This window comes from Parasphingorhabdus sp., from assembly GCF_048269915.1.
Lineage (GTDB): Bacteria > Pseudomonadota > Alphaproteobacteria > Sphingomonadales > Sphingomonadaceae > Parasphingorhabdus.
On the sequence record NZ_JBLWTY010000001.1, the window covers coordinates 452,117 to 478,384 of the forward strand.

The window sequence follows — 26,268 nt, forward strand, 5'->3', positions numbered from 1 at the left end:
CTACAGAATTTTTGCGAAGCCCGCCGTTCCGGTTTCAGGCAACGGTGTTTGCGCTGGCGGATCACATGTCGCCGCCGCCATCACCTGCTGCGGATCGGGCATACTGGTCATCAAAGCCTCCATCGTCCGGACGCAAAGCCGGGCGGTATCATTCGCAAGATCATACCAGATCTGCTTTCCTTCCCGCCGTGTCCGCACAATATCCGCCCGCCTCAAAGCGGCAAGCTGTTGGCTGAGCGCTGGCTGACCAATGCCCGTTGCCTTGTCAATTTCGCTGACCTTGCTCTCACCGCGCAGCAAATAGGACAATATCATCAATCGCTGGGGCTGAGCATAGACCTTCAGCTTTTCCGTTGCTTCATCGGCGCGGTCGCGGCTTTCAAAAATCGCCGTCATGGCGCATCCACGAAATGGCAGAACCAGTCATCTTCGCGGTTGACGTCCTCTGCCGATAGCGACGGTATCTGAAGCACAGCGTCACCAGGCTGCCACCCTTCGGGTGTTAGCACATCTTTGTCTGCGGTAAGCTGCAGCGCGGCCAGCATGCGAACCATCTCATCGACCGAACGCCCGACATTGTGCGGATAGCTCGTCGTCGCCCGGACAATGCCCTCGGGATCAATGAAATAGCTGGTCCGCATCGCCGCAGAATCCGCTGCATTCTCGTCGATCATGCCGAAGGCGTGGCCGACGGCCATGCTTGGGTCTTCGACGATGGGAAAGGGGATTTTTATATCAAATCGATCTTCAATAGCGCGTACCCAGGCAAGATGGGAGTATAGACTGTCAACCGACAGGCCCAGCAGGGCACAATCCATAGCCACGAACTTGTCCTGATGACGTGCGAGCGCGACAAATTCGGTCGTGCATACCGGCGTAAAATCCGCCGGATGGGAAAAGAAGATCAGCCACCGGCCACGATAATCCGACAGCTTGATCGGACCATGGGTTGTGCGCGCCTGAAAATCCGGTGCGGCGTCACCTATACGCAATAACCCGGACTTTATCTGCAGATCGTCTGACATTAGTTTCGCCCTCTCTTGAGATTTAGCATTGCTAGGATATTGACGTAAGCTATATAATTGATTACATGATTTATGTAAATATGAATATGAGGAATTTTCTATGACTGATTCGACCCTGATTCATGCAACAGAACAGATTTCCAATGCCCAGCGTAAAATCCCTGTAATCAAGGCATTTTTTGATCAAGCGACTTACACCGTGACTTATGTGGTGCACGATGCAGAGACCAAATGTGCCGCCATTATCGACAGCGTGTTTGACTTTGATCCTGCCTCCGGCCGGACCTCCTTTGATTCCGCCGACGAGGTTATTGCTTACGTCAAGGAACAGGGCCTGACGGTCCAGTGGCTGCTCGAGACGCACGCCCATGCTGACCATTTGTCAGCGGCGCCCTATCTGCAGGAAAAGCTGGGCGGAAAAATTGCCATTGGCGAGCATATCGTGACCGTACAGAATGTTTTCGGGAAATTGTTCAATGCCGGCACCGAATTTCAGCGAGATGGATCCGATTTTGATCGACTATTTGCCGACGGAGACACGTTCCAGATCGGCGAATTAGACGTAACGGTGATGCATGTCCCCGGTCACACACCCGCTGACATTGCCTATGTCGTCGGCGATGCGGTCTTTGTTGGCGACACGATGTTCATGCCCGATTATGGTAGCGCCCGCGCCGATTTCCCGGGCGGCGACGCACGGCAACTCTATCGTTCGCTGCGCCGTATTTTGGAACTTCCCCCGACCACCCGCCTGTTCATGTGCCATGATTATCTGCCCGCGGGCCGGACCGAATATGTCTGGGAAACCACCGTTGCCGAACAGCGGAAGGGCAATATCCACGCGCATGATGGCATTACGGAAGATGAATTTGTCAATATGCGGACCGAGCGGGACAAGACGCTGGCTATGCCGCGACTGATCCTGCCATCGGTACAGGTCAACATGCGCGCAGGCCATCTACCACCCGAGGAGGACAATGGGGTGCGCTATCTCAAAGTTCCTTTGAACGGCGTCTGATGCTCTCCGCATTTCCCCAAGCCATGCCGCTGGAAGGTCTGATCGGCGGACTTATGATCGGTATTGCCGCAGCAATCATGCTGCTCGGCCTTGGCCGCATTGCCGGAGTCAGCGGCCTGGCCGCGCGCGCCACCGGGATCGCCGACAGCGGGGCTCCGCGCAGTGTGGCACTTGCCTTTATCATCGGTCTTCCGCTGGGTGCCTTCATTATGGCGTCGGTCACCGGCGGCATTGAAACGCGTTTCCCGCCCTCGGTCATTCCGTTGGTTATTGGCGGCTTGCTGGTTGGTTATGGCACGCGCCTTGGTTCGGGCTGCACCAGCGGTCACGGCGTTTGCGGGATGTCGAGACTGTCCCCGCGTTCGTTGATTGCTACAGCCATATTCATGGCCAGCGGCTTCGTCACGGTCGCGCTCATGCGTGTAGGAGGTGTGCTGTGAGGCAGATATTGGTCGCCCTGTTTGCGGGATCATTATTTGGTGCCGGCCTTGCTTATTCAGGCATGGCTGATCCCGCGCGTGTACAAGGATTTCTGGATCTTTTTGGCCATTGGGACCCGACCCTCGCCTTTGTGATGGGCGGAGCGATGATTCCGATGGCATTTGCCTGGATCATTCAAAAGCGGCTCGACAAGCCTTTTGCCGATGCGCATTTCTCGCTTCCGGGCACTACACTCATTGATCGCAAGCTGACGATCGGTGCGGTGCTTTTCGGCGTCGGCTGGGGCATAGGCGGTCTCTGTCCGGGGCCGGGGCTAGCCGACTTGGCGATCAACCCCCTGCCCGCTTTGGCCTTCGTGGGCGCATTGCTGGCGGGAATGACATTGCATCGGGTGACAAGTTAAAAAAGACACGGCCATGAAGGATGTCCAATGACAGACAAGCAGAAAATAACAAAGTTGAGCGATAGCGTGAGCGTATCACCGCAACTTGCGCTTGGTGATGTGGCAATACTGGCAAAAGCTGGGTTTAAATCGATCATCTGCAACCGGCCCGATGACGAGGACGGTGATCACCCCCGCTCTGCCGCCGTGGCCGAAACCGCGAAAAAAGCGGGCCTGCAATTTGCATATGTTCCGGTGGTGCCCGGGGCAATGACTGATCAGGACGGCGAGAAAATGGCTGCCGCGCTAGCAGACCTTCCTGCGCCCGTCCTCGCTTATTGCCGGTCCGGTGCGCGGTCTACCAAATTGACCGACATGGCACGGCAAAAATCAGAGAAAACTTTTTCGCCATCCAGCCAGTATAACGTTGTCATTGTCGGTGGCGGATCTGCTGGCATTGCTACCGCTGCCAGCATGTTGAAGCGGGACAGAAAAATCTCGCTTGCGATTATCGACCCGGCCGACGACCATTATTATCAACCCGGCTGGACAATGGTCGGAGGTGGGGCCTTTTCTGCGGAATTCACGCACCGCAAGGAAAAGGATCTGATCCCTGCCAGAGCGCAATGGATTCAATCTGCAGTCCGCTCATTTGATCCTGACAATAATTCTATCCTCACAGCTGACGGGCAGGAAATCGGATATGATGTGCTGATCGTCTGCCCGGGCATCAAGCTTGATTGGGAAGCGATTGACGGCCTGCCGGAGGCTTTGGGCAAAAATGGTGTCACCTCCAATTACCGTTACGACCTAGCGCCCTATACTTTCCGCCTCGTGAAGCACTTGGCTGGCGGACGAGCCTTGTTCACACAGCCGCCGATGCCGATAAAATGCGCAGGAGCACCGCAAAAGGCGATGTATCTGTCCTGCAGCAAATGGGAAAAAGAAGGCGTCTTGGGCGATATTGACGTACAGTTTCACAATGCTGGCGCAGTGCTGTTCGGTATCAAGGAATATGTGCCCGCCTTGATGGAATATGTTGAGCGATATGATGTTCATCTGAACCTCGAATCCAGACTGGTCGCAGTGAATGGCGAGGCCCAGATTGCTACTTTTGAACAGAAACATGGGGAGGAAACCAAAAGGGTCGAGGTAGAGTTTGACATGATCCATGTCGTCCCACCACAAATGGCTCCCGATTTTGTCCGCTCCAGTCCGCTGGCAGCCGAAAGTGGCTTCGTTGATGTTGACCCCGCAACCCTGCGGCACAGCAAATATGCCAATATATTCTCGCTTGGCGATGCCTGCAGCGCGCCCAATGCGAAGACGATGGCGGCCGTCCGCAAACAGGCCCCGATTGTTGCTGTTAATGCCCTCGCAGCCCTTGAGGGCAAGCCGCCTGTGGCTGATTATGACGGCTATGGCAGTTGCCCGCTGACGGTTGAGCGCGGCAAGGTCGTGCTGGCCGAATTTGGCTATGGTGGAAAGCTACTGCCGAGCTTTCCCAACTGGCTGATCGACGGCACACGGCCCTCACGGCTCTCCTGGCTGCTAAAGGATACGATCCTGCCACCAGTCTATTGGCATGGCATGCTCAAAGGACGTGAATGGATGGTCAAACCCCACCGCATCGGCGCGGAATAAGACAGCCGCATGAAAATTTCCCGCTATTTGCCGATCCTCGATTGGGGCAGCCGCTATAACAGCACGACGCTGACCAATGATGGCGTCGCTGCCATCATCGTGACCATCATGCTGATCCCGCAAAGCCTGGCTTATGCCATGCTGGCAGGATTGCCGCCTGAAATTGGCCTCTACGCCTCGATCCTGCCGCTGATTGCTTATGCGATATTCGGGACCAGCCGGACATTGGCGGTCGGACCCGTTGCAGTGGTGTCGCTGATGACTCTGACCGCCGCGAGCGCCGTTGCCCCTCCCGGGAGCCCGGAATTTATCGCAGCCGCACTGGTATTAGCCCTGCTTTCGGGGCTGTTCCTCCTGCTTCTGGGCATATTCAAGCTCGGTTTTCTGGCCAATCTGCTCTCCCATCCGGTTGTCTCCGGCTTCATCACCGCCAGCGGTATCATCATCGCGACCAGCCAGCTGAAATCGATTTTTGGTATCAAGGCGAGCGGAGCCGCGATGCCCGAACTGGTTTCCAGCATCGTTGCGACGATCGGGACAACCAATATACCGACGCTGATCATCGGCGTCTCCGCAACCGCCTTTCTCTTCTGGGTCCGCAAGGGCCTGAAGCCCTTGCTGATGCGCCTTGGCCTTCCCGCCCGGCCGGCCGAACTGATCGCCAAGGCGGGACCGATAGCCGCTGTTGCCGTTTCTACCATCGCGACGATCCTGTTCGATCTGGAGGCCCAGGGGGTCAAGGTGGTCGGCGACATCCCGCAAAGCCTGCCGCCCTTTTCCGTACCGTTGATCGATATGGAACTGTGGAAAACGCTGGCGATACCGGCGTTGCTGTTGAGCATCATCGGGTTTGTAGAATCCGTCTCTGTCGGCCAGACACTGGCAGCCAAGCGGCGTCAGCGGATCGATCCGGATCAGGAATTGATCGGCCTCGGCGCAGCCAATATCTCGGCGGCTTTCTCGGGCGGATATCCAGTCACCGGCGGATTTGCCCGTTCGGTGGTGAATTTCGATGCCGGCGCGGAAACGCCCGCTGCCGGAGCCTTCACTGCGGTCGGGATCGCCCTGGCGGCACTGTTTCTCACCCCGCTGCTCGCTTCGCTTCCCATCGCCACCTTGGCCGCGACCATCATTGTCGCCGTGCTGAGTCTGGTCGACCTCAAAACCCCGCTAACGATCTGGCGCTATTCGAAAATGGATTTTGCCGCCATGGCGGCAACCATTGGTGTCACCTTGCTCGCCGGCGTCGAGCCGGGCGTGATCGCCGGTGTCGGCCTCAGCCTGGCGCTTTTCCTGTGGCGCAGTTCGCGTCCCCATGCAGCCATCGTCGGACGGGTCCCCGAAACCGAGCATTTTCGCAACGTCAATCGGCACAAGGTTTTTACCGATCCCCGCATATTGACGATCCGCATCGATGAAAGCCTCACCTATCTCAATGCACGCTGGCTCGAAGAATTCATCCTCGAACAGGTCGCCGAACAGAAAAGCGTTCGCCATGTCATATTGATGTGTTCGGCGGTCAATGCGATTGATGCGTCGGCGCTGGAAAGCATCGAGGCGATCAATCACCGGCTTGAGGATGGCGGCATTTCGCTCCACCTGTCCGAGGTCAAGGGGCCGGTGATGGACCGGCTGAAACGCTCGCATTTTCTCGACCAATTGTCAGGAAAAGTCTATCTTTCACAAAATGAAGCATATTCTGCACTAATTGCAATTGCGAACCTCGAAGACAAAGCCGACAGTCCGATTGATATTTGGAGCGCAAGAGGCCTGATATGATAGAAAATGATCTCGCAATTAATCTGGCACGGGCGCAATTTGCATTTACCGTCAGTTTCCATTTCCTGTTTCCCGCATTTACGATCGGTATCGCCAGCTATCTCGCGGTTCTGGAAGGGCTTTGGCTGAAAACCGACAAGGGCGTTTACGCCAACCTCTACCGCTACTGGCTCAAGATTTTTGCGGTGGTCTTTGCCATGGGGGTCGTTTCCGGCATCGTCATGTCCTATCAATTCGGGACAAACTGGTCGGTATTTTCCGATAAGGCCGGACCGATTATCGGCCCGCTCATGGCTTATGAGGTGCTGACTGCATTTTTCCTCGAAGCCGGCTTTCTCGGCGTGATGCTGTTCGGGATCAACAAGGTCGGGCGCAAATTGCATTTTGTCGCGACACTGGCTGTGGCCGTCGGGACATTTATCTCCGCATTCTGGATTTTGTCAGTGAACAGCTGGATGCAGACTCCAGTAGGCTTTGCAATCAACGAAGTCGGTCAATATGTACCGGCAGCAGGATGGTGGGATATCATCTGGAATCCCAGCTTTCCTTATCGGCTCGTGCACACAGTACTTGCTGCCTATCTGACCACCGCATTTGCAGTCGGCGCCGTCGGTGCCTGGCATCTGCTGAAAGACAAGACCAACCCGGGCGCCCGCAAAATGTTCTCCATGGCGATGTGGATGGCAGCACTGGTTGCGCCGGCCCAGATATTCATGGGCGATTTGCACGGTCTCAATACGCTTGAGCATCAGCCCGCGAAAGTGATGGCAATGGAAGGCCATTATCAAAGCCATCCCGATGGCGCGCCGCTGATCCTGTTCGGTATTCCCAACAGCAAGGAAAAGCGCGTCGATTATGCGGTTGAGATACCCAAGGCCTCATCCTTGATCCTTAAACATGATCTCAACGCGCCGCTGGCCGGGCTTGATACCATTCCTGACAAAGACGAACCGCCGGTCGGAATCGTGTTCTGGGCCTTCCGGATCATGGTCGGCCTTGGCTTTGCCATGCTTGGCATCGGCCTTTGGAGCCTCGTCGCCCGGACCCGTAAAAAACTCTATGACTGGCCCTGGTTGCACCGCGCCGCCATGGTGATGGGACCATCGGGCTTTGTCGCCGTGCTGGCCGGCTGGGTAACCACCGAAGTCGGACGGCAGCCCTTCACCATCTATGGCCTCCTCCGTACGAGCGAGAGCGCAGCACCGCTCGATGCACCGGCAGTTGCCGCTTCGCTGATGGCTTTTGTGGTCGTCTATTTCGTCGTCTTCGGCGCCGGCATCATATATCTGTTCAAACTTGCCGCAAAAACCCCTGAAGCGCATGAACCAACACCTGATGACGCACCCATCCGTTCGGCCGGAACGACCCCGGCAGCGGCGGTTCTCGACGCAGATACTGACGAAGGAGTAGCGACATGACCGGCATCGACCTGACCGTCATCTGGGCGGCCATTATCGCCTTTTCCGTCATCGTCTATGTGGTCATGGACGGCTTTGATCTCGGCATCGGCATTCTGTTTCCCAATTTCAAGGTCGGTTCAGATCGTGATACGGCTATGAACAGCATCGCACCGGTTTGGGACGGGAATGAAACCTGGTTGGTGCTCGGTGGAGGTGGACTATTGGCCGCGTTTCCGCTGGCCTATGCCATCGTCTTGCCGGCGCTCTACGCCCCCTTGATCGCCATGTTGCTCGGACTGGTGCTGCGCGGAGTAGCTTTTGAATTTCGCTGGCGGGATCCGTCCCACCGGGCCCGTTGGGATTTGGCCTTCACTGCTGGCTCGGTCATCGCGACCTTCGCGCAAGGCATCACACTGGGCGCCCTGCTTCAGGGGATCACGGTCGAAGGCCGCGCTTATGCCGGCGGCTGGTGGGAGTGGCTAACGCCGTTCAGCCTGCTCACCGGCTTCGCACTGCTGGCTGGCTATGCCCTGCTCGGATGTTGCTGGCTGATCTGGAAAACCGAAGGGCCGCTGCAACGTCAATGCTACAGTTATGCCGGCCGGCTCGGTATTTTGCTGCTGATCGCCATTGCCGCCGTTAGTGCAGCGACACCCTTTCTGGAGGGTGAATATTACACGCGCTGGCTCGCTTATCCTGGCATTATTGCGACCGCTCAAATCCCGTTGGCTACTGTGATAATGTCGATGCTGTTTTTCCGGAGCCTGTCGAAACACAAGGAGGCGGCGCCATTTTTCTATGCCCTCGGACTGTTCGGGCTGTGTCTCGTTGGTTTGGGAGTCTCGATGTGGCCGTATGTCATCCCGGGACGCATCACGATCTGGGAGGCAGCCGCTCCTTATGAAAGCCAGTTGTTCATGCTCATCGGAGCCGCCATCATGGTCCCGATCATTCTCGCTTATACTGCCTGGGCCTATTGGGTGTTTCGCGGGAAGGTCGGATCGGACGGATATCACTAATGGCTTTTGATCCGCTTTCGGCAGATGGCAAAACGGCGGATGCTGCACCCTTACCCAGGCGGCTGATCTGGATGCTGGCTTATTGGGCTATGGGCGTGCTTGCCATAGGCACAGTCGGCTTGTTCATCCGGTTCTGGATCAAGGCCTGAAAGGGGAGCGGGAAGCCTTGGGCTGTCCCATCAATGGGCTTCGTCCCAATTTTTACCAGTCCCGATATCAACATCCAGCGGCACAGACAGCTTTACCGCCGGTTCTGCCGCGCCGGACATCACCGAACGGATCACTTCGCTGGCCGCAGCGACATCGCCCTCGGGCAATTCGAAGACCAGTTCGTCGTGCACCTGCATCAGCATTTTGACATTGCCCAGTCCGGCATCGGTCAGCGCCGGGCCCATGCGCGCCATCGCGCGCTTGATGATATCCGCGCTGGTTCCCTGAATCGGCGCATTGATCGCCGCGCGCTCGCTACCCTGCCGCTCGGCCTGATTGCCCGACTTGATCCGTTCGAACCATGTCTTGCGGCCGAATAATGTCTCGGTGAAACCCGCCTCGCGGACCGATTGCAGGGTCGTCGAGATATACTGGTTGATGCCGGGGAAGCGCTCGAAATATGTATCGATCATGGCCTGCGCTTCATCCGCATCAACCTCCAGACGCTTGGCCAGGCCCCAACGGGATATACCGTAGAGTATGGCGAAATTAATCGTCTTGGCGCGCGCACGGGTATCACGGTCGACCTCCCCGAACAGCTCCTGCGCGGTTCGGTTGTGGATATCCTCGCCGTTGGCAAACGCCTCTTTCAGCGTATCGACATCGGCAATATGCGCGGCGAGGCGCAGTTCGATCTGGCTATAGTCGGCGGCCAGGATGACATTGCCCGGCGCGGCGACAAAGGCTTGCCGGATCTGGCGGCCGATCTCGGTACGGACCGGTATATTCTGCAGATTCGGTTCGGTTGAGGACAGTCGCCCGGTCTGCGCGCCGCTCAACGAATAGGACGTATGGACGCGCCCGGTTTTTGCGTTGATCTGTTCCTGCAAGGCATCGGTATAGGTCGATTTGAGTTTCGCCAGCTGCCGCCAGTCGACCACCTTCTGTGCGATCGGCTCGCCGTCACCGGCCAGCCGTTCGAGCACCGTGACATCGGTCGAATATTGCCCCGACTTGCCTTTCTTGCCACCCTTCAACCCGAGCTTGCCAAACAGGATTTCTCCAAGCTGCTTGGGGCTGCCAATGGAAAAAGGTTCGCCGGCAATTTCATGAATCTGCTTTTCCAGCTTTTCCATTTCTTCGGCAAAGGTCGTCGACAGACGCGCCAGTTCCTCGCGGTCGACCAGCACGCCGGCTTCTTCCATCCCGGCAATCACCGGCACCAGCGGACGATCGACCATCTGGTAGATGCGGGTCGCGCGTTCCGGGACCATGCGCAGGCGCAGGATTTCCCAGAGGCGAAGCGTCACGTCGGCATCTTCGGCACCATATTCGGTCGCCTTGTCGAGCGGCACTTCGGCAAAGCCAATCGCTTTTTTGCCGGTCCCGGTCAGCGATTTGAAACTGATCGGTTCGTGTCCGAGATGCAGCTTGCTCAATTCGTCCATGCCGTGGCCATGCAGCCCCGCGTCGAGATTGAAGCTCATCACCAATGTATCGTCAAACGGGGTGACCCGGATATCATGCTGGGCCAGCACGCCCATGTCATATTTCAGATTCTGCCCGACCTTGAGTATTGCGTCATCCTCGAGCAGCGGTTTCAGCTTCGTCAGCGCCTCGTCCAGGTCAATCTGGTCGGGCGTCTCGCCAAACATGTCGCCGCTGCCATGACCGAGCGGGATATAGCAAGCCTCATTCGGGCCGGTCGCCAGACAGACACCGACGATGCGCGCGGTTACGCTTTCCAGACTGTCGGTCTCCAGATCAACCGCGCAAACGCCTTTTTCCTTAGCCCGCTCGATCCACTGGTCGAGCGCTTCCACGGTCTGCACACAGGTATATTGCGCGCGGTCGATGGCGGGAGCATCGGGCAGTTTCGCCGCCGGCGGCGGTGGCGCCTTGTCGGCAACATCGGGGTCCTGCGGCTGGGCATGGCCATCGCCACCCAGTTTTTTCAGCAGGCTGTTAAAGCCGTGGTGGGTCAGAAATTCGCGGAGCGGCTCTTCCGGTATATCCTGGATCAGGAAACTCTCGAGCGTATCCGGCAGGGAACAGTCCTCGTGGAGCGTCACCAGCACCCGCGACAGCCGCGCCTGATCGGCATATTCGATCAGATTGTCGCGCATTTTGGATTTTTTCATCTCCGGCGCAGCGGCCAGCACACTTTCGATATCGCCATATTCGTTGATCAGCTTCGAGGCGGTCTTGGGTCCAATCCCGGGCACGCCGGGGATATTGTCGGAACTGTCGCCCATCAGGCCGAGCACATCGCCAAGCTTTTCGGGTCCGACGCCGAATTTCTCCTCTACCGTAGCGCGGTTCATCCGGCCGTTTTTCATCGTGTCGAGCATATCGACCCGGCTGTCATCGCGCGGTTCAATCAACTGCATCAAATCCTTGTCGGACGATACGATGGTGACATGCCAGCCGGCTTCCAGTGCCGCCTTGGTATATGAGGCGATCATATCATCGGCCTCGACATTTTCTTCCTCGATCAATGGCAGAGAAAAGGCCCGTGTCGCATCGCGGATCATCGGAAATTGCGGCTTGAGATCCTCCGGCGCTTCCGGGCGGTTGGCCTTATACTGGTCGTAGATATCATTGCGGAAACTGGTCCCCGCCTTGTCGAGCACCACCGCCATATGGGTCGGGCCGTCTGCCTTGTTGAGCTCGTCGGCGAGCTTCCACAACATGGTGGTATAGCCATAGACCGCCCCGACCGGTTCACCATGCACGTTGGTCAGCGGCGGGAGCCGATGATAGGCGCGAAAAATATAGGCCGAGCCATCAACAAGATAGAGATGATTGGGTTTGCTGTCTGGAGAGTCCGTCATGGCCGCCAGCACTAGCAGCGCCAACCGCCTTCGTCATTTGAAATTCCGCGTCTTCGGGAATTTGGATTTGGTTTAATTCAGTGCAAATCCCGCATCATGCCATGGAACGGACGCAGCTCAGTGAGCATGCCCGGCTCGAACAATACCACCTTGTTGCGCCCGCGTCGTTTGGCAGCGAACAAAGCGGTATCGGCATGCGCCATGCGCTCGGAGCGGTCTTGATTCGAGGAAATGTCGGTCAAGCCAATGCTGACGGTAATCACATGGCGCATTTTGTGATACGGTTCGAAAATCGTATTCTCGATTTCATAGCGGACCATATCGGCGATTACCTTGCCTTCCGCCGGACTGGTGCCGGGCAGAAATATAGCAAATTCCTCCCCGCCAATCCGGCCGACCAGATCTTTCCTGCGCAAAACCTTGCGGAATATATTGGCAACCAGGATCAGCGCCTGATCGCCAGCCGCATGTCCATAATTATCGTTGATTTCCTTAAAATGATCGACATCGACGATCATCAATATATTGGCCATTTGTCTCGCACGCATTTGATCGAGCCGAGCTAGGAAGCTGTCCCGATTGTGCAGACCGGTCATCCCGTCAAAATTGGCTCGCTGTTCGAGCGCCTTGTTCACTTCGTGCAATTTTATTTGCGCATTCTGGAGCTGGTTGGTCAAATTGGTGAGCGAAAATCGCTGTTTGGACGCATAGAAGCACAGCGGAATAGTGACCCCCCAGGGCACCATGATCGCGATGCCCATCGCCCGCCAGAACCGGTCATCCAACCCGAAAACTGCAAGATATGCCACGCTGGTGAATGTGAATGACGCGAGCACCGCGATCAAGGAGATGATGACGGTCTGCCGGATGGGCGACATTTGTGACATGGTTGAAATCATGCAGCGGCAGATAGCGGGAATAGATTGAATAGCGGTGCAAATTCATGGTTAATTTTTTACTAAAAGGGCGCAATGTGGCGCTTTGACTTGCCATTTTTTGGCCGATAAAATCTTGCACCTGCTGATCCACTACCGCAAATCCCCCAGGAAGAAGAAAGATCAACCAGGAGAATGCTGAATGACCCCGCCGATTATTGCTGCCGTCGCCGGTGCCATACTCATCATCATGCAGGCCATATTTATGCTACTGGTTGGCATGCACCGCAGTCGGCACCGGGTCAATCTGGGTACCGGCGACGATCCGGCGCTCGAACGCAAGATTCGCCGCCATGGCAATCTCGCGGAAAACGCTGCTTTATTCGTCGTTGTGCTGGCACTGGCCGAAATGACCGTGGTACCCAATGATGTGGTCGGGATCATCGCCATTATATTTATCCTGGGCCGGATATTTCACGCGGTGGCCATGTCTACCGTCGCCGGATCGCACGGTGCCGAAAAAACCCGGGCCTTTCTGATCATGCGGGCCGTTGGCGCGTTCAGTACCTTCGGCAGCTTTATCGCCCTCGGCGGCTATCTGCTCGCGGGCATATTCTAGCTATTCTCCCTCCCCATATCGGCTGCGAATCCTGGGCATGTCCGGGGGAAAACGCGATTATATGGGGATGCAGGAGGGGATTAGTTGACCCGCTGCGGACCGCGCCCGTCCCGCCACCACTGCTGCAACCAGCCATAAGGCTGCGCAACCGGTCGCCCGAATGCATCCCGCGCCGGTTCGAAACGAAAGCGCGCTTCGATCAGTTCACAGGTGATCGCATCCAGCGCAGGATGGCCGCTGGATCGCTTGATGTGACAATCGCTGGCACGGCCGTCGACACCGACTGTAAAATGGGCGACAACATCACCGCGCGCCGCGGCTTTCCAGACATTGCGGGGAATATCTTTGCGGGTAAAGGCGCCGGAAACATGGCGGGGTCCGGACACTATGCCCCCCGCCCCGGAACCGTCGCCGCTACTGCCACTGCCAGAACCTTCCCCCTGCCCGCCACCACCGGTCCCGGAACCCGGCCGGTCAGAAGCGCCGGAGTCATTGTCCCGTCCGGGTCCGGAAATCGGCGCAGCAACGACCGGCGATATGATATCAAGCTTTACCGCCGGCTTCGGCGCGACAATTTGGCTCGCCCTGGCTTTGAGGTTTTCCTGAGAAGCCGCCCCTTCTTCTGCCTGGGCCGGTTTCCTGTCGGGGACCGGTTCCGGTGGTGCCGCCGCGGTGATGGTAATAACATTGAGCCCGGCGGATACAGATTTCACCATTTCCATTCCCATGCCGCTCACCAGCGCATAGCCGATAGCGGCATGAATCATGATCACCGCAAATAGCGATTTTGCGCGATCCGGCCATCTTTCATCCGTCACATATTCCATCCATGCCTCATATCAGATGGCATATTAATATCCGCTTGCCTCCGGGAAGACGAACAGGATCCGATTGATCATGCCCCGCTTTGTTGATAAACAGGCCGTGTTCGTAACTGGCGAGATCAAGATGGGAACCCATCGGGGAGCGGACGATTTTGACAGCCGATCGCCTGGGCATTTCTCTAACCAAGGAGTAGCCCGATGACCGACACCCAAAAACCCTTCCATATTGTCTTTCTGCTATTCGACGGCATTACCCAGCTGGATTTCACGGGTCCCGCGCAATTTCTTGCCCGGATGCCAGGAGCAGTCGTTCATACCGCTGCCAAGCGTATCCAGCCGATTGAAACCGACAGCGGTTTTGCGATTCTGCCAAACTGCAGTTTCGCTGATTGCCCGCAGGCAGACCTGCTCTGCATACCCGGCGGATTTGGCACGAGGGACGTGATCGCCGATGCGGAGACTCTGCAATTTATCCGCGATCAGGCCGCCGGAGCGCAATATATAACATCTGTTTGCACCGGTTCGCTGGCGCTCGGCGCGGCCGGCCTGCTGGAGGGCAAACGAGCGACCAGCCACTGGGCGTATATTTCGTTGCTGGAACGCTTCGGCGCGACCCATGAAAAAGCGCGGGTCGTCAAGGATGGCAATATCATTACTGCGGGCGGCGTCACGTCGGGCATCGACTTCGCGCTAGTCGTAATTGCCGAAATCGCCGGACAGAAATTTGCCGAATCCGTCCAGCTGGGGCTGGAATATGATCCACACCCACCATTTCATAGCGGTCATCCGGATGTAGCGGACCCGGAGCGGGTGGCGCTGTTACGCGAACGCAGCTATGATGCGGTGTTGGCCAATCTCGCGGAGATCATCCCGCTTCGATCCTGACCAAAGACTTGCCGATATCGCTACCATTGACCCGGGTCTCGTAAGCGGTCAGGATATTCTCAAAGCTGCGCGAAACATCACCGTCCTGGGGGCGGCTATTCAATTGACACAAACGATTGGGCGTTACGCGCTTCTCTCCGTGGTTCGGGAGCAATTCGGCGAGGATCATCCTGCCCGACAACATTCTTGTTGCGGGAAGAATGAACCCTATTGCGCGTCGCCCCTTAGGAACCGGCCGTGTCGTCAAGCCATTGATCGACCCGCTGCTCCAATATGCCGAGCGGCAGCGCCCCACCGCCAAGAATCAGGTCGTGGAAGGCGCGGATATCAAACCGGTCGCCGAGCCGCTGCTTTGCCCGCGCGCGCAGTTCGAGTATCTTGAGCATGCCGATCTTGTAACTGGTGGCCTGCCCGGGATTGACCAGATAGCGCCGCACTTCGGAGCGCACGGCGGCTTCCGGGATTGAGCTGTTTTCCAGAAAATAGGCCACCGCCTGCTCTTCGCTCCAGCCCTTGGCGTGCAGGCCGGTGTCGACGACCAGCCGGATCGCCCGCCATATCTCGCTGGTGAGCCGACCGAATTCTGAATAGGGATCCTGGTAGCCGCCCATTTCCTTGGCCAGCGTTTCTGCATAGAGACCCCAGCCCTCGCTATAGGCGGTATAGCCCGCCTGTGTCCGGAACACAGGAATGCCGGTCAGTTCCTGCGCGATGGAAATCTGCATATGATGGCCCGGCAGGCCTTCATGATAGGCAATCACCTCCAGCGTGGGAATCGGCATCGCCCGCATGTCGGAGAGATGGGCATAATATATACCCGGCCGCGAACCATCGGGTGTGCCGCTGCGATAATGCTGGGCCGCGCCGTCGCGTTCGCGGAAAGCCTCGACCCGGCGGACTTCGAGATCGGCTTTCGGCAAAATCCCGAAATATTCGGGCAGCTTTTTCTTCAGCGCCTCGATATGGCCCTTGGCAGCGGCAATATATTGGTCTGCCCCGGCGTCATCATCGGAAAAATAGAAGCGGTCGTCTTCGCGGATAAACTTGAAAAAGGCCTTGAGATCGCCGTCAAATTCCACCCTGTCCTTGACCGCTTCCATATCGCTGCGCAGCCGCGCGACTTCGCTGAGACCCAGATTGTGGATTTCGTCGGCGGTCAGTTCGGTCGTCGTCTGGTTGGCCAGGCGATAATTATAATAAGCCTGTCCGTTTGCCAGTGCACCGGCCCCTCTTGCGTCCGGGTCGGTGTTCGGCATATCCGCTTCATACCAGGCAATGATACGCTGATATGCTGGCGCAAAGGCCCCGACCAGCGCAGTCCGTGCCTCACTACGGAGTTCCCCGGCGCGCACCTCGTCGATGATCTGCTTGTCAACAAGCCCCTGCAACTTCTCTTCGGTCGCGACCCAGATGGCCGAAGACGGCCCCCCGTCAAAAGGCGCGCCGCTGATGATCTTGGTCGATTGATCAATCACCCCTTCATAGGCGAAACGCGGCGGACGGGTTCCTGCCGCCGCGTTGGTCTTTGCCCGCGCCAACAGCTGATCGAGAGCAGTGGCCACGCCCGACAGGCGCTGGATGAAACCGATCATGTCCGCTTCACTATCCACCTTGTGTGTGTTGATCAGAAAGGTCGGGAAAAAGCTCTGCAGCCCGTTGTGCTGATGCAGCGCATAGCGATTGGTCCGATATGGCAGCCCGGCTTCGGCCTGCGCCAGATTGTACAGCCAGATATCATAAGATATCCTGGCGTCCTGCGAGAGCTTGTCATAGTCGAAATCCCGCTGCATTTCGGCCACCGCACTGCGCAGCCAGGCCAGCTCCCTGTCCGCACCTGCATCGCTGAAATCGTCGATCAGACCGTAATCGGTCTTGCGCCCGACAAAGGTTTGCTCGATCGGACTGAACCGCAGCTGTTCTTCATATTTGGCATCGAACCACGCATTGATGCGATCGGTTTCATTCGACGCCGCAACCGCGACTTGCTCTGGCGCGGCCACAGCCGGACCGACAGGCAAGGCAAGCAGACAGGTTGCCAAAGCCGCATGGAAAAAATGGAGCCGGACTTGCATAAGCGTTCACCCTGTCGCTGTATTTTCAATAAACACCGTCATTGCACAAATGACAGGATTTGGAAATTAATCTGACGCCTAATGCAAAAAGGGGCCGGAAGTTTCCTTCCGGCCCCTCTTGATTGGTTCGACTTGCGCCGGACGGTCGGGTTTAGAAGCCCATGCCGCCCATGCCGCCGCCCATGCCGCCCATGTCGGGCATGCCGCCGCCGGCTTTGTCTTCTGATGGCGTTTCTGCCACAGCCGCTTCGGTGGTGATCAGCAGACCGGCAACCGAGGAAGCGTCCTGCAGAGCAGCACGGACAACCTTGGTCGGATCGATAACGCCAGCTTTGACAAGATCTTCATACACATCGCTGAATGCGTTGAAACCGAAGTCCTTGCTCTTCTGGTCGAGCAATTTGCCAGCAACAACCGCGCCGTCGAAACCGGCATTTTCAGCGATCTGGCGAACCGGAGCCTGCAGCGCCTTGCGAACAATGTCGATGCCGCGGGTCTGGTCGTCATTGGCGCCTTCCAGGCCTTTCAGAGCAGAGGTTGCATAAAGAAGCGCGGTTCCGCCGCCAGGGACAATGCCTTCTTCAACAGCAGCACGGGTTGCGTGCAGCGCGTCGTCGACACGGTCTTTCTTCTCTTTCACTTCAACTTCGGTCGCGCCGCCGACTTTGATCACGGCCACACCGCCAGCGAGTTTCGCCAGACGTTCCTGCAGCTTTTCCTTGTCATAGTCGGAGGTTGTGTTTTCGATCTGGTTACGGATCGCTTCAACGCGCGCCTTGATGTCCGCTTTCTTGCCAGCACCGTCGACAATCGTGGTGTTATCCTTGTCGATAGTAACATTCTTGGCTTCACCGAGCATGTTCAGCGTAACGCTTTCCAGCTTGATACCGAGATCTTCGGAGATCATTTCACCCTTGGTCAGGATCGCGATGTCTTCAAGCATCGCTTTACGGCGATCACCGAAACCAGGTGCCTTCACCGCTGCGATCTTGAGGCCGCCGCGCAGCTTGTTGACTACCAGAGTAGCCAGCGCTTCGCCTTCAATATCTTCGGCAATGATCAGAAGCGGACGTCCGGCCTGAACAACTGCTTCCAGAATCGGGAGCAATGGCTGCAGGTTGGTCAGCTTCTTTTCGTGGATCAGAATGTAAGGATTTTCGAGGTCCGCAATCATCTTGTCCGGGTTGGTGATGAAGTAGGGAGACAGGTAACCGCGGTCAAACTGCATGCCTTCAACAACATCGAGTTCAAAGTCGAGACCCTTGGCTTCTTCAACCGTGATCACGCCTTCCTTGCCGACCTTTTCCATGGCTTCGGCGATTTTCTCGCCGACTTCACGGTCGCCATTGGCAGAGATAATGCCAACCTGGGCAATTTCTTCGCTGCCCTTGACGTCTTTCGAACGCTTCTTGAGGTCTGCAACCACAGTTTCAACAGCCTGATCGATACCGCGCTTCAGATCCATCGGGTTCATGCCGGCCGACACGGATTTCATGCCTTCCTTGACAATAGCCTGAGCCAAAACGGTGGCAGTGGTGGTGCCGTCGCCGGCAACATCGTTGGTTTTCGATGCAACTTCACGAAGCATCTGTGCGCCCATATTTTCGAACTTGTCTTTCAGTTCGATTTCCTTGGCAACCGAAACACCGTCCTTGGTGATGCGCGGTGCGCCAAAGCTCTTGTCGAGCACAACATTACGGCCTTTGGGGCCGAGGGTTACTTTTACGGCGTCGGCCAGCGTGTTCACACCCTTGAGGATGCGTTCGCGAGCGTCACGACCAAATTTTACGTCTTTAGCAGCCATGATATTTTCCTCTGCTTACATGATTGATGGGATGAATGGGGGAAGCGCTTATTTCTCGAGAACGCCGAGAATATCGCTTTCCTTCATGATGATCAGCTCTTCGCCGTCGATGGTGACTTCCGTGCCGGACCATTTGCCGAACAGAATCTTGTCGCCTTTTTTAACGTCAAGCGGCGTTGCCTTGCCATTGTCGTCTTTCAGGCCATTGCCGACTGCGACAACCTTGCCTTCGGATGGCTTTTCCTGTGCGCTATCCGGAATGATGATGCCGCCAGCGGTCTTGGTATCCGCCTCGACGCGGCGCACCAGTACACGGTCATGTAATGGACGAAATTTCATAGATTTCCCTTTCTTGTCCAATCCAAATCTCTTCAGGCCGGTCGTTCGAGACCAGCCGGGAGAGCAGAATATGAGTAAATTAGCACTCTCTCCTTTCGAGTGCTAACGAGGTCCATGTAATGTCTATTCATCTGCCGTCAAGGGAAAGGGGTGAAAATATTTCACACGATTTTTGCCGGATTTCCGAGGCATTGCGATTCGTTCCACCGACAATCCCCGTTGCTAGAGGGACGAGATGTAACCGGACCACCGGGGGCCACGAATGGCACCATGAACCCGTTTTACCGGGTTTCGAACCGTCCCCCCGTTTCTAGAGAGGAAATTTCATGTCTGATTTGATCAAAAATACCGCTGCGGCTGCCGCCCTGGCCGCCGCCGCAACCCTGTCCCTGTCTGCTACTGCGGCCCAGGCGGCCGGTGCCAAGGAAAAATGCTACGGCGTCGCGCTGGCCGGAGAAAATGGTTGTGCGGCGGGTCCGGGTACCAGTTGCGCCGGAACCTCGACCATCGATTATCAGGGCGATGCCTGGAAATATGTCGCCAAAGGCGAATGCGTCAAGCTGGGCGGCACACTGACCGCGCACAAAGGCAATGCGAAACCGGTTCCCAAAAAGAGCTGAACGCGCTAAATTCCGTGGATGGCCGCAATTCCTGATCCTCATGTTTCGTCAGCCGCATCAATGCCCCGCTCCCTCCCTCGATCGGGCGGCATAGGTTTGAAGTCGGTCCATTACAGCAATGTGCTGGACGACGGCGGGGAGGCGAAACACCCGTCCTGGGTCGAGGTCCATCCACAGAATTACTTCGGCGATGGTGGCCCGGCGCACCGCTGGCTCACCGCCATCGCCGGGGTTTACCCTTTGAGCTTTCACAGCGTCGGCCTGTCGCTGGGCAGCGCCGACGGGCTCAACGCCGATGATCTGGAGAAAATCGCCGCCTTGTGCGACCGCTACCAGCCGGCGATGGTATCCGACCATCTCAGCTGGAGCGGCAATGCCCATGACCGCTATCCCGACCTGCTCCCGATTCCCTATACAAGCGAAGCGCTCGAGCATTTTGTCGCCCAGATAGGCAAGGTTCAGGACCGCCTCCGGCGTTCGATCCTGATCGAGAATCCGTCCCGCTATCTGGACTATCGCGATGACGAGATGAGCGAGACCGACTTCATCCACGCGCTCTGCCGCCAAGCGGGCTGCGGACTGCTGTTCGATATCAATAATGTCGAGGTCACCGCGACCAATGTCGGGCTCGATATGGAAGCCTATATCGACGCAATTGATCCCGCCATCGTCGGCGAGATCCACCTCGCCGGCCATGCGCGCGAGGAGCATGCCAGCGGGCCGCTGCTGATCGATGATCATGGTTCGATCGTCAGCGATACCAGCTGGCACCTCTATCGCCGCTTCATCAAGCGCGCCGGCCCCAGGCCGACCCTGATCGAATGGGACAGCAATATCCCGGAATATGATGTGCTCATGGCCGAAGTCGCCAAGGCCGATGGGATATTGGGTGATCTTTCAACCACAGAGCCTCGCCATGCCCTCGCTCGCTGAAAGCCAGGCACGCTTTATCGCCTGCCTGCAGAAAGGTCCGGCGCATTTCCCCGACGACCTGTTCATGCAGAGCGCCGATCGCGCCTTGTTGGGAATGAAAGCCCATGCCAATACCATCTCCCACGCCCGGCTTGTGGCGCTGGAAGACAGCTATCCCAAATTGCACACCCATATGGGTCACGAGACATTTCACGCTGTCTCCCGCGACTATATCGAGCAGGATCATATCCTGGCCTGCGACCTCAACCGCATCGCCGCCGATTTTGCCGTCTTTCTGAGCGATCGGGGCCATGACAGCAGCACGGTGGATCTCGCCCGGATCGAGTGGGCCTGGCTGGAAAGCTATCGCAGCGCGGAAGCCGCACCCCTTCTGCTTGCCGATATTGCCGCGCTGGCCGAGGACAAGCTGCTCGCCTTTCCGATTGCCGCCCATCCGGCATTGCGTCTGGTCGCGATCACCGGTCGCTTGTCACCGGAACTCTCCGGACTGGCCGACAGCGATCCCGGCGCCCCGATGCCTGGTGCCCTTTTGATAGTCCGGCCGGAAGCGCAGATATTATTTCATCCGCTTACCGGCGTCGAGCAAGCCATTGCCGAAAAAATTAGCGAGAGCGCGACCATGGGTAACCTTTTGGAACATGCGCTCGAATTGGGAGATGAAACCACGGCGATGCAGCACCTTGTCAAGCTGATCCAGGCCGGGGCGCTGATGCATATCGAGGGGTGAAATATTGACGGTTATGACGAGAAGACTGGTCCGCATGGCAAGCGGCGTCGTGCCGGAGGCTATTGCTCTCCTGTTCACCCGCGTGGCGCTGGCCGGAATCTTCTGGCGATCGGCGCGCACCAAGGTCGAGGAAGGCAGCTGGCTGACGATCAAGGATACGACATTTTTCCAGTTTTCGGACGCGCCGTTCAATCAGGTGCCCATATTCAACGGCCAACTGGGTGCCTATGTCACCACCTACATGGAGCATTTTCTACCGGTTCTGCTGGTCCTGGGACTGGCAACACGTTTCGGCGCGCTTGGCATTTTGGGCATGACTCTGGTGATCCAGACGTTCGTGTTCCCGGAAATGGCGGTCTGGTGGCAGACCCATATTCTCTGGGTGGCAATGGCAATGGTGCTGATCGTGCGCGGAGGCGGCCTGTTCTCGCTGGACCGGCTGATCGGACACCGGCTGGGCTGAGGCAATGATCGCGAGCGAGGAAACTTTCCGGAACCTGATGATCAAGGCCCAGGGCGGTGACAAGCTTTGCTATTCCAGCCTGCTCACCGAATGCGAAAAATGGCTGCGCCGCTATTATGCCCGCAAGATAAACCCGGCGGCGATTGACGATCTGGTGCAGGAAACCCTGATCTCGCTCCACCGCAAGCGGGCGAGCTATGATCCGGAAAAGGCCTTTCTGCCCTGGCTTGCCGCGATCGGTCGCTACCGCTGGATCGACAGCCTGCGCAAGATCTACCGGCACGAGCATGACCAGCTTTATGAAGACATGGTCGCTGACCCGCAGAATGAGGGAGTGGCCGCCAAGGTCAGTCTCGAACGGCTGCTCGCCATGATCCCGTCAAAACAGGCCGAGGTGATCGGGCTTGTCAAGATCGAGGGCCTCAGCATTATCGAGGCCTCCGCGAAAACCGGCCAGTCCGAATCTCTGGTCAAAGTGAATATCCATCGGGGACTCAGGAAAATGAGCGCCCTTATCGAGAGTGAATGACATGAATGGAGTTGCCGATAATCTGATCGACAAGCTGGTCGACGACCTCGAACCGGTACGGACGCTGAACCCGAAAAGCGGCCTGGCGATCGCCTGCGGCCTGGCTCTGTCCGCTGCCGTCGCTGTGGCGGCCATGCTCGGTGTCCGCCATGACCTGAAGATCGGCATGGTCGACGAGATGTTCTTTCTGCGCAGCGGGGTGCTCCTGATGCTCGGCCTTGCCACTGCAATTGCGGTAACCAATATGGCGCGCCCCGGAGTCGGGAAGTTGAACCGCGGATGGATCTGGGCGCTGGTTACGGCCGGACTCTTCCCCCTGACCACTGCGATCATGAGTATGATCAACATGCCGCCGGTGGAATCCTTGCGTCCGATGGAAGGGCTGAAATGCCTGACCGTCAGCGGAATTGCGGCACTGGCTATAGGCAGCGGGTTAACCTGGTGGTTGCGACGGGGCGCACCAACATCGCCCGAACGCGCAGGCTGGCTGGTCGGCGTTGCCTCGGGAGCGCTGGGAGCGATGGCCTATAATCTCCACTGCCCGTTCAATGATATATATTATATCGGATTGTGGTTCACTATCCCGGTGATCGTCAGCGCCGTGATCGGCCGGCTGATCATCCCTCGTCTTATCCGCTGGTAATATCCCGCCCCGATCCCATATAAGAGGGATCAATCCGGTCAAAACAGGGACATGAATATGCAATTTGCGCGAGCGGCGTGGAAATTTCTGGTAGCGATAAAGGATGGCATGGTCCTGATCGCCATGTTGCTGTTTTTCGGCGGACTCTATGCTCTGCTGTCGTCGCAGCCCAATAGCGCGGCGATCCGCGACGGCGCGTTGCTGCTCGACCTCAATGGCGTGATTGTCGAGGAGCCGGCTGCGCCGACTCTGGAAGATTTGCTGGCAGGCAATAGCAACAGCCCGCGCGAATATCGCTTGCGAGATGTCGTGCGTGCGATTGATGCCTCGGTCGAGGATGATCGCGTCAAAGCCATCGTGCTCGATCTCAGCAGCTTCGCCGGTGGCGGCCAGACCAGCCTGACCAGCGTTGGCGAGGCGCTGGACCGCGCCAAAAAGGCAGACAAGCCAATCTATACCTTCGCCAGTTTCTATAGCGATGACAGCTATCAACTGGCCGCGCATGCGACACAAATCTGGATGGATCCGATGGGCGGCATCATCTTCGCCGGGCCCGGCGGCAACCGGCTTTACTACAAAGGGCTGATCGACCGGCTGGGTGTGACCGCCAATATCTACCGGGTCGGAACCTATAAAAGCGCGGTCGAACCCTATATGCGCGCCGATCAGTCACCGGCCGCGCGGGAAGCGTCCGAAGCGCTCTATGGCGTGCTGTGGGACAGCTGGCTCGCCGAAGTAAAAAAGGCGCGACCGCAGGCAATGATCAAACCATTTGCCGACGATCCCGCCACTTTCATCACCGCGGCCGGCGGTGATTTTGCAGCGGTTGCGATGAAACAGAAGCTGGTCGACAAGATCGCCGACAGGACCGCCTTTGACAGCTTTGTCGCGGAACAGGTCGGAACGGATGAAAAGCCTTCTCCCGACAGTTTCAAAAGCATTGATTATGACGATTTCGTCGCCGCAAATCCGGTCGACAGCGCTGGTTCCCCGATTGGCGTGATTACGGTCGCCGGCGAGATTGTGGACGGCGAATCCGGCCCCGGCATGGCCGCCAGCGGGCGGATTGCCGAACTGATTTACACGGCACTGGACGAAGACGAGATCAAGGCTTTGGTTGTCCGCGTCGATTCCCCGGGCGGCTCGGCCTTCGCCAGCGAAGAAATTCGCCTGGCCCTGCTTGAGGCAAAGAAAAAGAATTTGCCGATCGTCATTTCAATGGGCGATGTTGCGGCCAGCGGCGGCTATTGGGTCGCGACCGCAGGCGACCATATCTTCGCCGAACCCGATACGATCACCGGTTCCATCGGCGTGTTCGCGGTTCTGCCCAGCTTTGAAAAGGCACTAGCCAAATGGGGTGTCACCGCCGATGGCGTCCAGACCACCCCACTGTCCGGCGAGCCCGATTTTGTCGGCGGTTTCAGCGAGGATCTCAATGCGATTCTGCAAGCCGGTGTCGAAGACAGCTATGGCGACTTCGTCAAACTGGTTGCGGCAGCGCGCGGCAAGACGCCAGCAGAAGTTGATACGATCGGACAGGGCCGCGTCTGGGATGGCGGTACCGCCCGGCAACTGGGCCTGATTGACGGTTTTGGGGGCATAAAAGAGGCGCTCGCCGAGGCGGCCAAGCGCGCGGGCCTGGCGGAAGGTGACTATCATGCGCAATATCTCGATCCGCAAAACAAGCTCTCGTGGCTGACCTTCGACAGTATTCCCTTTGTCCGGCAGGAAATCGCGCCGGTCACCGGCGTCATCGGCTGGGTCGCGCAACGTCAGAAAGCGATTTTTGGCGAGGCCATGACGACCGCCCAGGGATTGCTCGCACGCGAAGATGTGCAGGCATTATGTCTGGAATGCGGAACCCGGGTGCAGCAGAACAGAAGCGCGTCAACCGACTGGATCAGCCGGCTTTTAAGCTATTCTTCATCCTCCAGTCCGCGATAGGCAGGTAAAGACAGGCCTTTGACGATGGCGATTGCGCGCAAGATAAATCCGGCGCCAAAAGCGATTAGCGCGGCGATGAATCCCTGCACACCGATTTGCGCCAGAAGCACGAAGACAAAGGCCGCAAGCGCGCCTGCGGTGACATAGAGCTCCGGCCGCACGATAATCGAAGGTTCTCCCGAAATCAGGTCGCGGATCACCCCGCCGACACTGGCGGTGATAATGCCCATGATTGCTGCGGGCACTGGATCAATACCCAGTTGCAGCGCCTTGGCGGCGCCGAAAACCGAATAAGCCGCCAGGCCGATGGCGTCGAACCAGTCAACCGCCGCCGGTCGCCAGAATTTGACCGGCGTAATCCACACCAGCAGAGCGATAGAGAGACATAATATCGGCACCCGGGCGTCCTGCACCCAGAAGACCGGTGCGCCAATCAGCAGATCGCGCACCGTGCCGCCACCGACGCCGGTAACCAGCGCGAAAAAGCCGAAGGTCACCAGGGTCTGCCGGTTGCGCGCCGCGACCAGTGCCCCGGAAATCGCAAATACCGCTATCCCGAAAAGATCGAGCCAGCCGAGCGCGCTATACAGGAAGGCCGAATTCATGATGTTGTCCTTCGTCTGCGCCGGGTAAACAGCATCACGAAACCCAGAATGGAACCGATCAACGCTATCGCCGCCGACCCGATCAGGATCGGGTGGCTGGTGTCCTCACGCGTCTGCAGGTCCATGATATGCAGACCCCACATGAAATCGAACGCCCGCCAGAAGCGGGTACGAACGGCGAGCGTTTCACCCGTCAGGGCATCGATATAGATATTGGTGCCATCGGCGAAATGCACCTGCCAGGATGGGGTTTTCCGGCGCAAGTCAAAGGGCGCCTTGTCCGCCGCATAATAGCGGACTTGCTCGATATTTTCGTCTGGCAGGTAGAGCGCATCCGCCATCACGCCTGCTGCCTTGGCGTCGAGTTTGGCCAATGGCCGGCCGGTCGCTGCGTCATAGCGCACCGTCCCGCCATCATCATGGGTTACGATCCAGACCATTCCCGAGCCCTGGCTTATCAGCCGTGCACCGCTCACCGCCTTGCCGGTATCGGCGAACATCGTGATATTGTCATGGGCGATGCTATTTTCCGCCACTTCGGCCCGCAAGTGCGTCCCCCGCACTTGCTCGATCGGCCGCGCGACCATGAACAGGCCGGTGGCGGTCCACAAAATGACCGGCACCCCGATCAGCCAGCCCAGCCAGACATGCCAGCGCATAAGTTTATGATGTTTGACCGTCATGGACGTCCCCG

The 26,268-nt window shown here is 57.6% G+C and carries 27 protein-coding genes and 1 riboswitch; of the genes, 17 read left to right on the forward strand and 10 right to left on the reverse strand.

The window, feature by feature from the left end:
- Together ACN0WX_RS02080 and ACN0WX_RS02085 are read right to left on the reverse strand one after the other, a co-directional pair.
- A complete protein-coding gene (locus ACN0WX_RS02080) occupies positions 1-396 on the reverse strand; it encodes an ArsR/SmtB family transcription factor (protein WP_417620614.1) in 396 nt (131 codons plus the stop codon).
- On the reverse strand, positions 393-1,025 hold the full coding sequence (locus ACN0WX_RS02085) for a peroxiredoxin (RefSeq protein ID WP_417620615.1): 633 nt from the start codon (positions 1,023-1,025) through the stop codon (positions 393-395). The genes ACN0WX_RS02080 and ACN0WX_RS02085 overlap by 4 nt, the downstream gene beginning before the upstream one ends.
- Positions 1,026-1,125: 100 nt before the next feature.
- Between ACN0WX_RS02085 and ACN0WX_RS02090 the strand changes: the two genes are divergently transcribed.
- From ACN0WX_RS02090 to ACN0WX_RS02125, 8 genes are read left to right on the forward strand one after another with little or no spacing between them, the layout of a single operon-like run.
- A complete protein-coding gene (locus ACN0WX_RS02090; protein ID WP_417620616.1) occupies positions 1,126-2,043 on the forward strand; it encodes an MBL fold metallo-hydrolase in 918 nt (305 codons plus the stop codon).
- Positions 2,043-2,483, forward strand: coding sequence for a YeeE/YedE family protein (locus tag ACN0WX_RS02095; RefSeq protein WP_417620617.1), 441 nt, complete (start codon positions 2,043-2,045; stop codon positions 2,481-2,483). The genes ACN0WX_RS02090 and ACN0WX_RS02095 overlap by 1 nt, the downstream gene beginning before the upstream one ends.
- A complete protein-coding gene (locus ACN0WX_RS02100) occupies positions 2,480-2,887 on the forward strand; it encodes a DUF6691 family protein (protein ID WP_417620618.1) in 408 nt (135 codons plus the stop codon). Before ACN0WX_RS02095 ends, ACN0WX_RS02100 begins: the two co-directional genes overlap by 4 nt.
- Positions 2,888-2,914: 27 nt before the next feature.
- Positions 2,915-4,510 carry a TIGR01244 family sulfur transferase gene (locus ACN0WX_RS02105; RefSeq protein WP_417620619.1) on the forward strand — a complete coding sequence of 532 codons (1,596 nt, stop codon included), beginning with the start codon at positions 2,915-2,917 and terminating at the stop codon, positions 4,508-4,510.
- Positions 4,511-4,519: 9 nt separating this feature from the next.
- Positions 4,520-6,289 (forward strand): SulP family inorganic anion transporter, encoded by a 1,770-nt coding sequence (locus ACN0WX_RS02110; protein ID WP_417620620.1) that lies wholly within the window; start codon positions 4,520-4,522, stop codon positions 6,287-6,289.
- Entirely contained in the window at positions 6,286-7,707 is a 1,422-nt protein-coding gene (locus tag ACN0WX_RS02115; protein ID WP_417620621.1) for a cytochrome ubiquinol oxidase subunit I, read from the forward strand. Before ACN0WX_RS02110 ends, ACN0WX_RS02115 begins: the two co-directional genes overlap by 4 nt.
- On the forward strand, positions 7,704-8,708 hold the full coding sequence (cydB, locus tag ACN0WX_RS02120) for a cytochrome d ubiquinol oxidase subunit II (protein ID WP_417620622.1): 1,005 nt from the start codon (positions 7,704-7,706) through the stop codon (positions 8,706-8,708). Before ACN0WX_RS02115 ends, cydB begins: the two co-directional genes overlap by 4 nt.
- Positions 8,708-8,857 carry a DUF2474 domain-containing protein gene (locus ACN0WX_RS02125; RefSeq protein WP_417620623.1) on the forward strand — a complete coding sequence of 50 codons (150 nt, stop codon included), beginning with the start codon at positions 8,708-8,710 and terminating at the stop codon, positions 8,855-8,857. The genes cydB and ACN0WX_RS02125 overlap by 1 nt, the downstream gene beginning before the upstream one ends.
- Before the next feature lie 30 nt (positions 8,858-8,887).
- On the opposite strand, the gene polA is transcribed toward ACN0WX_RS02125, so the two are convergent.
- Both polA and ACN0WX_RS02135 read right to left on the reverse strand, forming a co-directional pair.
- The gene (polA, locus tag ACN0WX_RS02130; protein WP_417620624.1) at positions 8,888-11,692 is read right to left on the reverse strand and encodes a DNA polymerase I; all 2,805 of its coding nucleotides are present in this window, start codon (positions 11,690-11,692) and stop codon (positions 8,888-8,890) included.
- A gap of 77 nt (positions 11,693-11,769) precedes the next feature.
- Entirely contained in the window at positions 11,770-12,579 is an 810-nt protein-coding gene (locus ACN0WX_RS02135; RefSeq protein WP_417620625.1) for a GGDEF domain-containing protein, read from the reverse strand.
- Positions 12,580-12,769: 190 nt separating this feature from the next.
- On the opposite strand from ACN0WX_RS02135, the gene ACN0WX_RS02140 reads away from it, so the two are divergent.
- A complete protein-coding gene (locus ACN0WX_RS02140; protein WP_417620626.1) occupies positions 12,770-13,186 on the forward strand; it encodes an MAPEG family protein in 417 nt (138 codons plus the stop codon).
- Positions 13,187-13,266: 80 nt separating this feature from the next.
- On the opposite strand, the gene ACN0WX_RS02145 is transcribed toward ACN0WX_RS02140, so the two are convergent.
- On the reverse strand, positions 13,267-14,004 hold the full coding sequence (locus tag ACN0WX_RS02145; RefSeq protein WP_417620627.1) for an energy transducer TonB: 738 nt from the start codon (positions 14,002-14,004) through the stop codon (positions 13,267-13,269).
- A 102-nt stretch (positions 14,005-14,106) separates the two neighbouring features.
- Positions 14,107-14,190, forward strand: a riboswitch (ZMP/ZTP riboswitch).
- An 18-nt stretch (positions 14,191-14,208) separates the two neighbouring features.
- Between ACN0WX_RS02145 and ACN0WX_RS02150 the strand changes: the two genes are divergently transcribed.
- A complete protein-coding gene (locus ACN0WX_RS02150; RefSeq protein ID WP_417620628.1) occupies positions 14,209-14,895 on the forward strand; it encodes a DJ-1/PfpI family protein in 687 nt (228 codons plus the stop codon).
- A 224-nt stretch (positions 14,896-15,119) separates the two neighbouring features.
- On the opposite strand, the gene ACN0WX_RS02155 is transcribed toward ACN0WX_RS02150, so the two are convergent.
- The 3 genes from ACN0WX_RS02155 to groES form a co-directional block, all read right to left on the reverse strand.
- Entirely contained in the window at positions 15,120-16,967 is a 1,848-nt protein-coding gene (locus tag ACN0WX_RS02155) for a DUF885 domain-containing protein (RefSeq protein WP_417620629.1), read from the reverse strand.
- Positions 16,968-17,118: 151 nt separating this feature from the next.
- The gene (gene groL, locus ACN0WX_RS02160; protein WP_417620630.1) at positions 17,119-18,771 is read right to left on the reverse strand and encodes a chaperonin GroEL; all 1,653 of its coding nucleotides are present in this window, start codon (positions 18,769-18,771) and stop codon (positions 17,119-17,121) included.
- A gap of 48 nt (positions 18,772-18,819) precedes the next feature.
- Positions 18,820-19,110: a co-chaperone GroES gene (gene groES / locus ACN0WX_RS02165; protein WP_417620631.1), complete on the reverse strand. Its 291-nt coding sequence runs from the start codon at positions 19,108-19,110 to the stop codon at positions 18,820-18,822.
- Positions 19,111-19,436: 326 nt separating this feature from the next.
- Here groES and ACN0WX_RS02170 point away from each other — a divergent pair, with 326 nt between their 5' ends.
- The 7 genes from ACN0WX_RS02170 to sppA are packed head-to-tail and all read left to right on the forward strand — an operon-like array spanning position 19,437 to position 24,969.
- Positions 19,437-19,730 carry a DUF2282 domain-containing protein gene (locus ACN0WX_RS02170; RefSeq protein ID WP_417620632.1) on the forward strand — a complete coding sequence of 98 codons (294 nt, stop codon included), beginning with the start codon at positions 19,437-19,439 and terminating at the stop codon, positions 19,728-19,730.
- A gap of 60 nt (positions 19,731-19,790) precedes the next feature.
- Positions 19,791-20,663, forward strand: coding sequence for a DUF692 domain-containing protein (locus tag ACN0WX_RS02175; protein ID WP_417620633.1), 873 nt, complete (start codon positions 19,791-19,793; stop codon positions 20,661-20,663).
- Positions 20,647-21,390, forward strand: coding sequence for a putative DNA-binding domain-containing protein (locus tag ACN0WX_RS02180; protein WP_417620634.1), 744 nt, complete (start codon positions 20,647-20,649; stop codon positions 21,388-21,390). The genes ACN0WX_RS02175 and ACN0WX_RS02180 overlap by 17 nt, the downstream gene beginning before the upstream one ends.
- 13 nt (positions 21,391-21,403) lie before the next feature.
- Positions 21,404-21,853 (forward strand): DoxX family protein, encoded by a 450-nt coding sequence (locus tag ACN0WX_RS02185; protein WP_417620635.1) that lies wholly within the window; start codon positions 21,404-21,406, stop codon positions 21,851-21,853.
- Between the two features lie 4 nt (positions 21,854-21,857).
- On the forward strand, positions 21,858-22,382 hold the full coding sequence (locus ACN0WX_RS02190; protein WP_417620636.1) for a sigma-70 family RNA polymerase sigma factor: 525 nt from the start codon (positions 21,858-21,860) through the stop codon (positions 22,380-22,382).
- 1 nt (position 22,383) lies between these two features.
- Entirely contained in the window at positions 22,384-23,025 is a 642-nt protein-coding gene (locus ACN0WX_RS02195; RefSeq protein ID WP_417620637.1) for an NrsF family protein, read from the forward strand.
- A 57-nt stretch (positions 23,026-23,082) separates the two neighbouring features.
- The gene (gene sppA / locus ACN0WX_RS02200) at positions 23,083-24,969 is read left to right on the forward strand and encodes a signal peptide peptidase SppA (protein ID WP_417620638.1); all 1,887 of its coding nucleotides are present in this window, start codon (positions 23,083-23,085) and stop codon (positions 24,967-24,969) included.
- On the opposite strand, the gene ACN0WX_RS02205 is transcribed toward sppA, so the two are convergent.
- Positions 24,942-25,574 (reverse strand): trimeric intracellular cation channel family protein, encoded by a 633-nt coding sequence (locus tag ACN0WX_RS02205; RefSeq protein ID WP_417620639.1) that lies wholly within the window; start codon positions 25,572-25,574, stop codon positions 24,942-24,944. The genes sppA and ACN0WX_RS02205 overlap by 28 nt on opposite strands.
- Positions 25,571-26,257, reverse strand: a complete 687-nt coding sequence (locus tag ACN0WX_RS02210) for a PepSY domain-containing protein (protein WP_417620640.1) — start codon at positions 26,255-26,257, stop codon at positions 25,571-25,573. Before ACN0WX_RS02210 ends, ACN0WX_RS02205 begins: the two co-directional genes overlap by 4 nt.
- Positions 26,258-26,268: the final 11 nt, after the last annotated feature.

Coding starts and splice junctions, on each gene's coding strand:
- ACN0WX_RS02080 (WP_417620614.1), bottom strand. CDS start 396: ATGACGGCGATTTTTGAAAGCCGCGACCGCGCCGATGAAGCAACGGAA.
- ACN0WX_RS02085 (WP_417620615.1), bottom strand. CDS start 1,025: ATGTCAGACGATCTGCAGATAAAGTCCGGGTTATTGCGTATAGGTGAC.
- ACN0WX_RS02090 (WP_417620616.1), top strand. CDS start 1,126: ATGACTGATTCGACCCTGATTCATGCAACAGAACAGATTTCCAATGCC.
- ACN0WX_RS02095 (WP_417620617.1), top strand. CDS start 2,043: ATGCTCTCCGCATTTCCCCAAGCCATGCCGCTGGAAGGTCTGATCGGC.
- ACN0WX_RS02105 (WP_417620619.1), top strand. CDS start 2,915: ATGACAGACAAGCAGAAAATAACAAAGTTGAGCGATAGCGTGAGCGTA.
- ACN0WX_RS02110 (WP_417620620.1), top strand. CDS start 4,520: ATGAAAATTTCCCGCTATTTGCCGATCCTCGATTGGGGCAGCCGCTAT.
- ACN0WX_RS02115 (WP_417620621.1), top strand. CDS start 6,286: ATGATAGAAAATGATCTCGCAATTAATCTGGCACGGGCGCAATTTGCA.
- cydB (WP_417620622.1), top strand. CDS start 7,704: ATGACCGGCATCGACCTGACCGTCATCTGGGCGGCCATTATCGCCTTT.
- ACN0WX_RS02125 (WP_417620623.1), top strand. CDS start 8,708: ATGGCTTTTGATCCGCTTTCGGCAGATGGCAAAACGGCGGATGCTGCA.
- polA (WP_417620624.1), bottom strand. CDS start 11,692: ATGACGGACTCTCCAGACAGCAAACCCAATCATCTCTATCTTGTTGAT.
- ACN0WX_RS02135 (WP_417620625.1), bottom strand. CDS start 12,579: ATGTCACAAATGTCGCCCATCCGGCAGACCGTCATCATCTCCTTGATC.
- ACN0WX_RS02140 (WP_417620626.1), top strand. CDS start 12,770: ATGACCCCGCCGATTATTGCTGCCGTCGCCGGTGCCATACTCATCATC.
- ACN0WX_RS02150 (WP_417620628.1), top strand. CDS start 14,209: ATGACCGACACCCAAAAACCCTTCCATATTGTCTTTCTGCTATTCGAC.
- ACN0WX_RS02155 (WP_417620629.1), bottom strand. CDS start 16,967: ATGCAAGTCCGGCTCCATTTTTTCCATGCGGCTTTGGCAACCTGTCTG.
- groL (WP_417620630.1), bottom strand. CDS start 18,771: ATGGCTGCTAAAGACGTAAAATTTGGTCGTGACGCTCGCGAACGCATC.
- groES (WP_417620631.1), bottom strand. CDS start 19,110: ATGAAATTTCGTCCATTACATGACCGTGTACTGGTGCGCCGCGTCGAG.
- ACN0WX_RS02170 (WP_417620632.1), top strand. CDS start 19,437: ATGTCTGATTTGATCAAAAATACCGCTGCGGCTGCCGCCCTGGCCGCC.
- ACN0WX_RS02175 (WP_417620633.1), top strand. CDS start 19,791: ATGCCCCGCTCCCTCCCTCGATCGGGCGGCATAGGTTTGAAGTCGGTC.
- ACN0WX_RS02180 (WP_417620634.1), top strand. CDS start 20,647: ATGCCCTCGCTCGCTGAAAGCCAGGCACGCTTTATCGCCTGCCTGCAG.
- ACN0WX_RS02185 (WP_417620635.1), top strand. CDS start 21,404: ATGACGAGAAGACTGGTCCGCATGGCAAGCGGCGTCGTGCCGGAGGCT.
- ACN0WX_RS02190 (WP_417620636.1), top strand. CDS start 21,858: ATGATCGCGAGCGAGGAAACTTTCCGGAACCTGATGATCAAGGCCCAG.
- ACN0WX_RS02195 (WP_417620637.1), top strand. CDS start 22,384: ATGAATGGAGTTGCCGATAATCTGATCGACAAGCTGGTCGACGACCTC.
- sppA (WP_417620638.1), top strand. CDS start 23,083: ATGCAATTTGCGCGAGCGGCGTGGAAATTTCTGGTAGCGATAAAGGAT.
- ACN0WX_RS02205 (WP_417620639.1), bottom strand. CDS start 25,574: ATGAATTCGGCCTTCCTGTATAGCGCGCTCGGCTGGCTCGATCTTTTC.
- ACN0WX_RS02210 (WP_417620640.1), bottom strand. CDS start 26,257: ATGACGGTCAAACATCATAAACTTATGCGCTGGCATGTCTGGCTGGGC.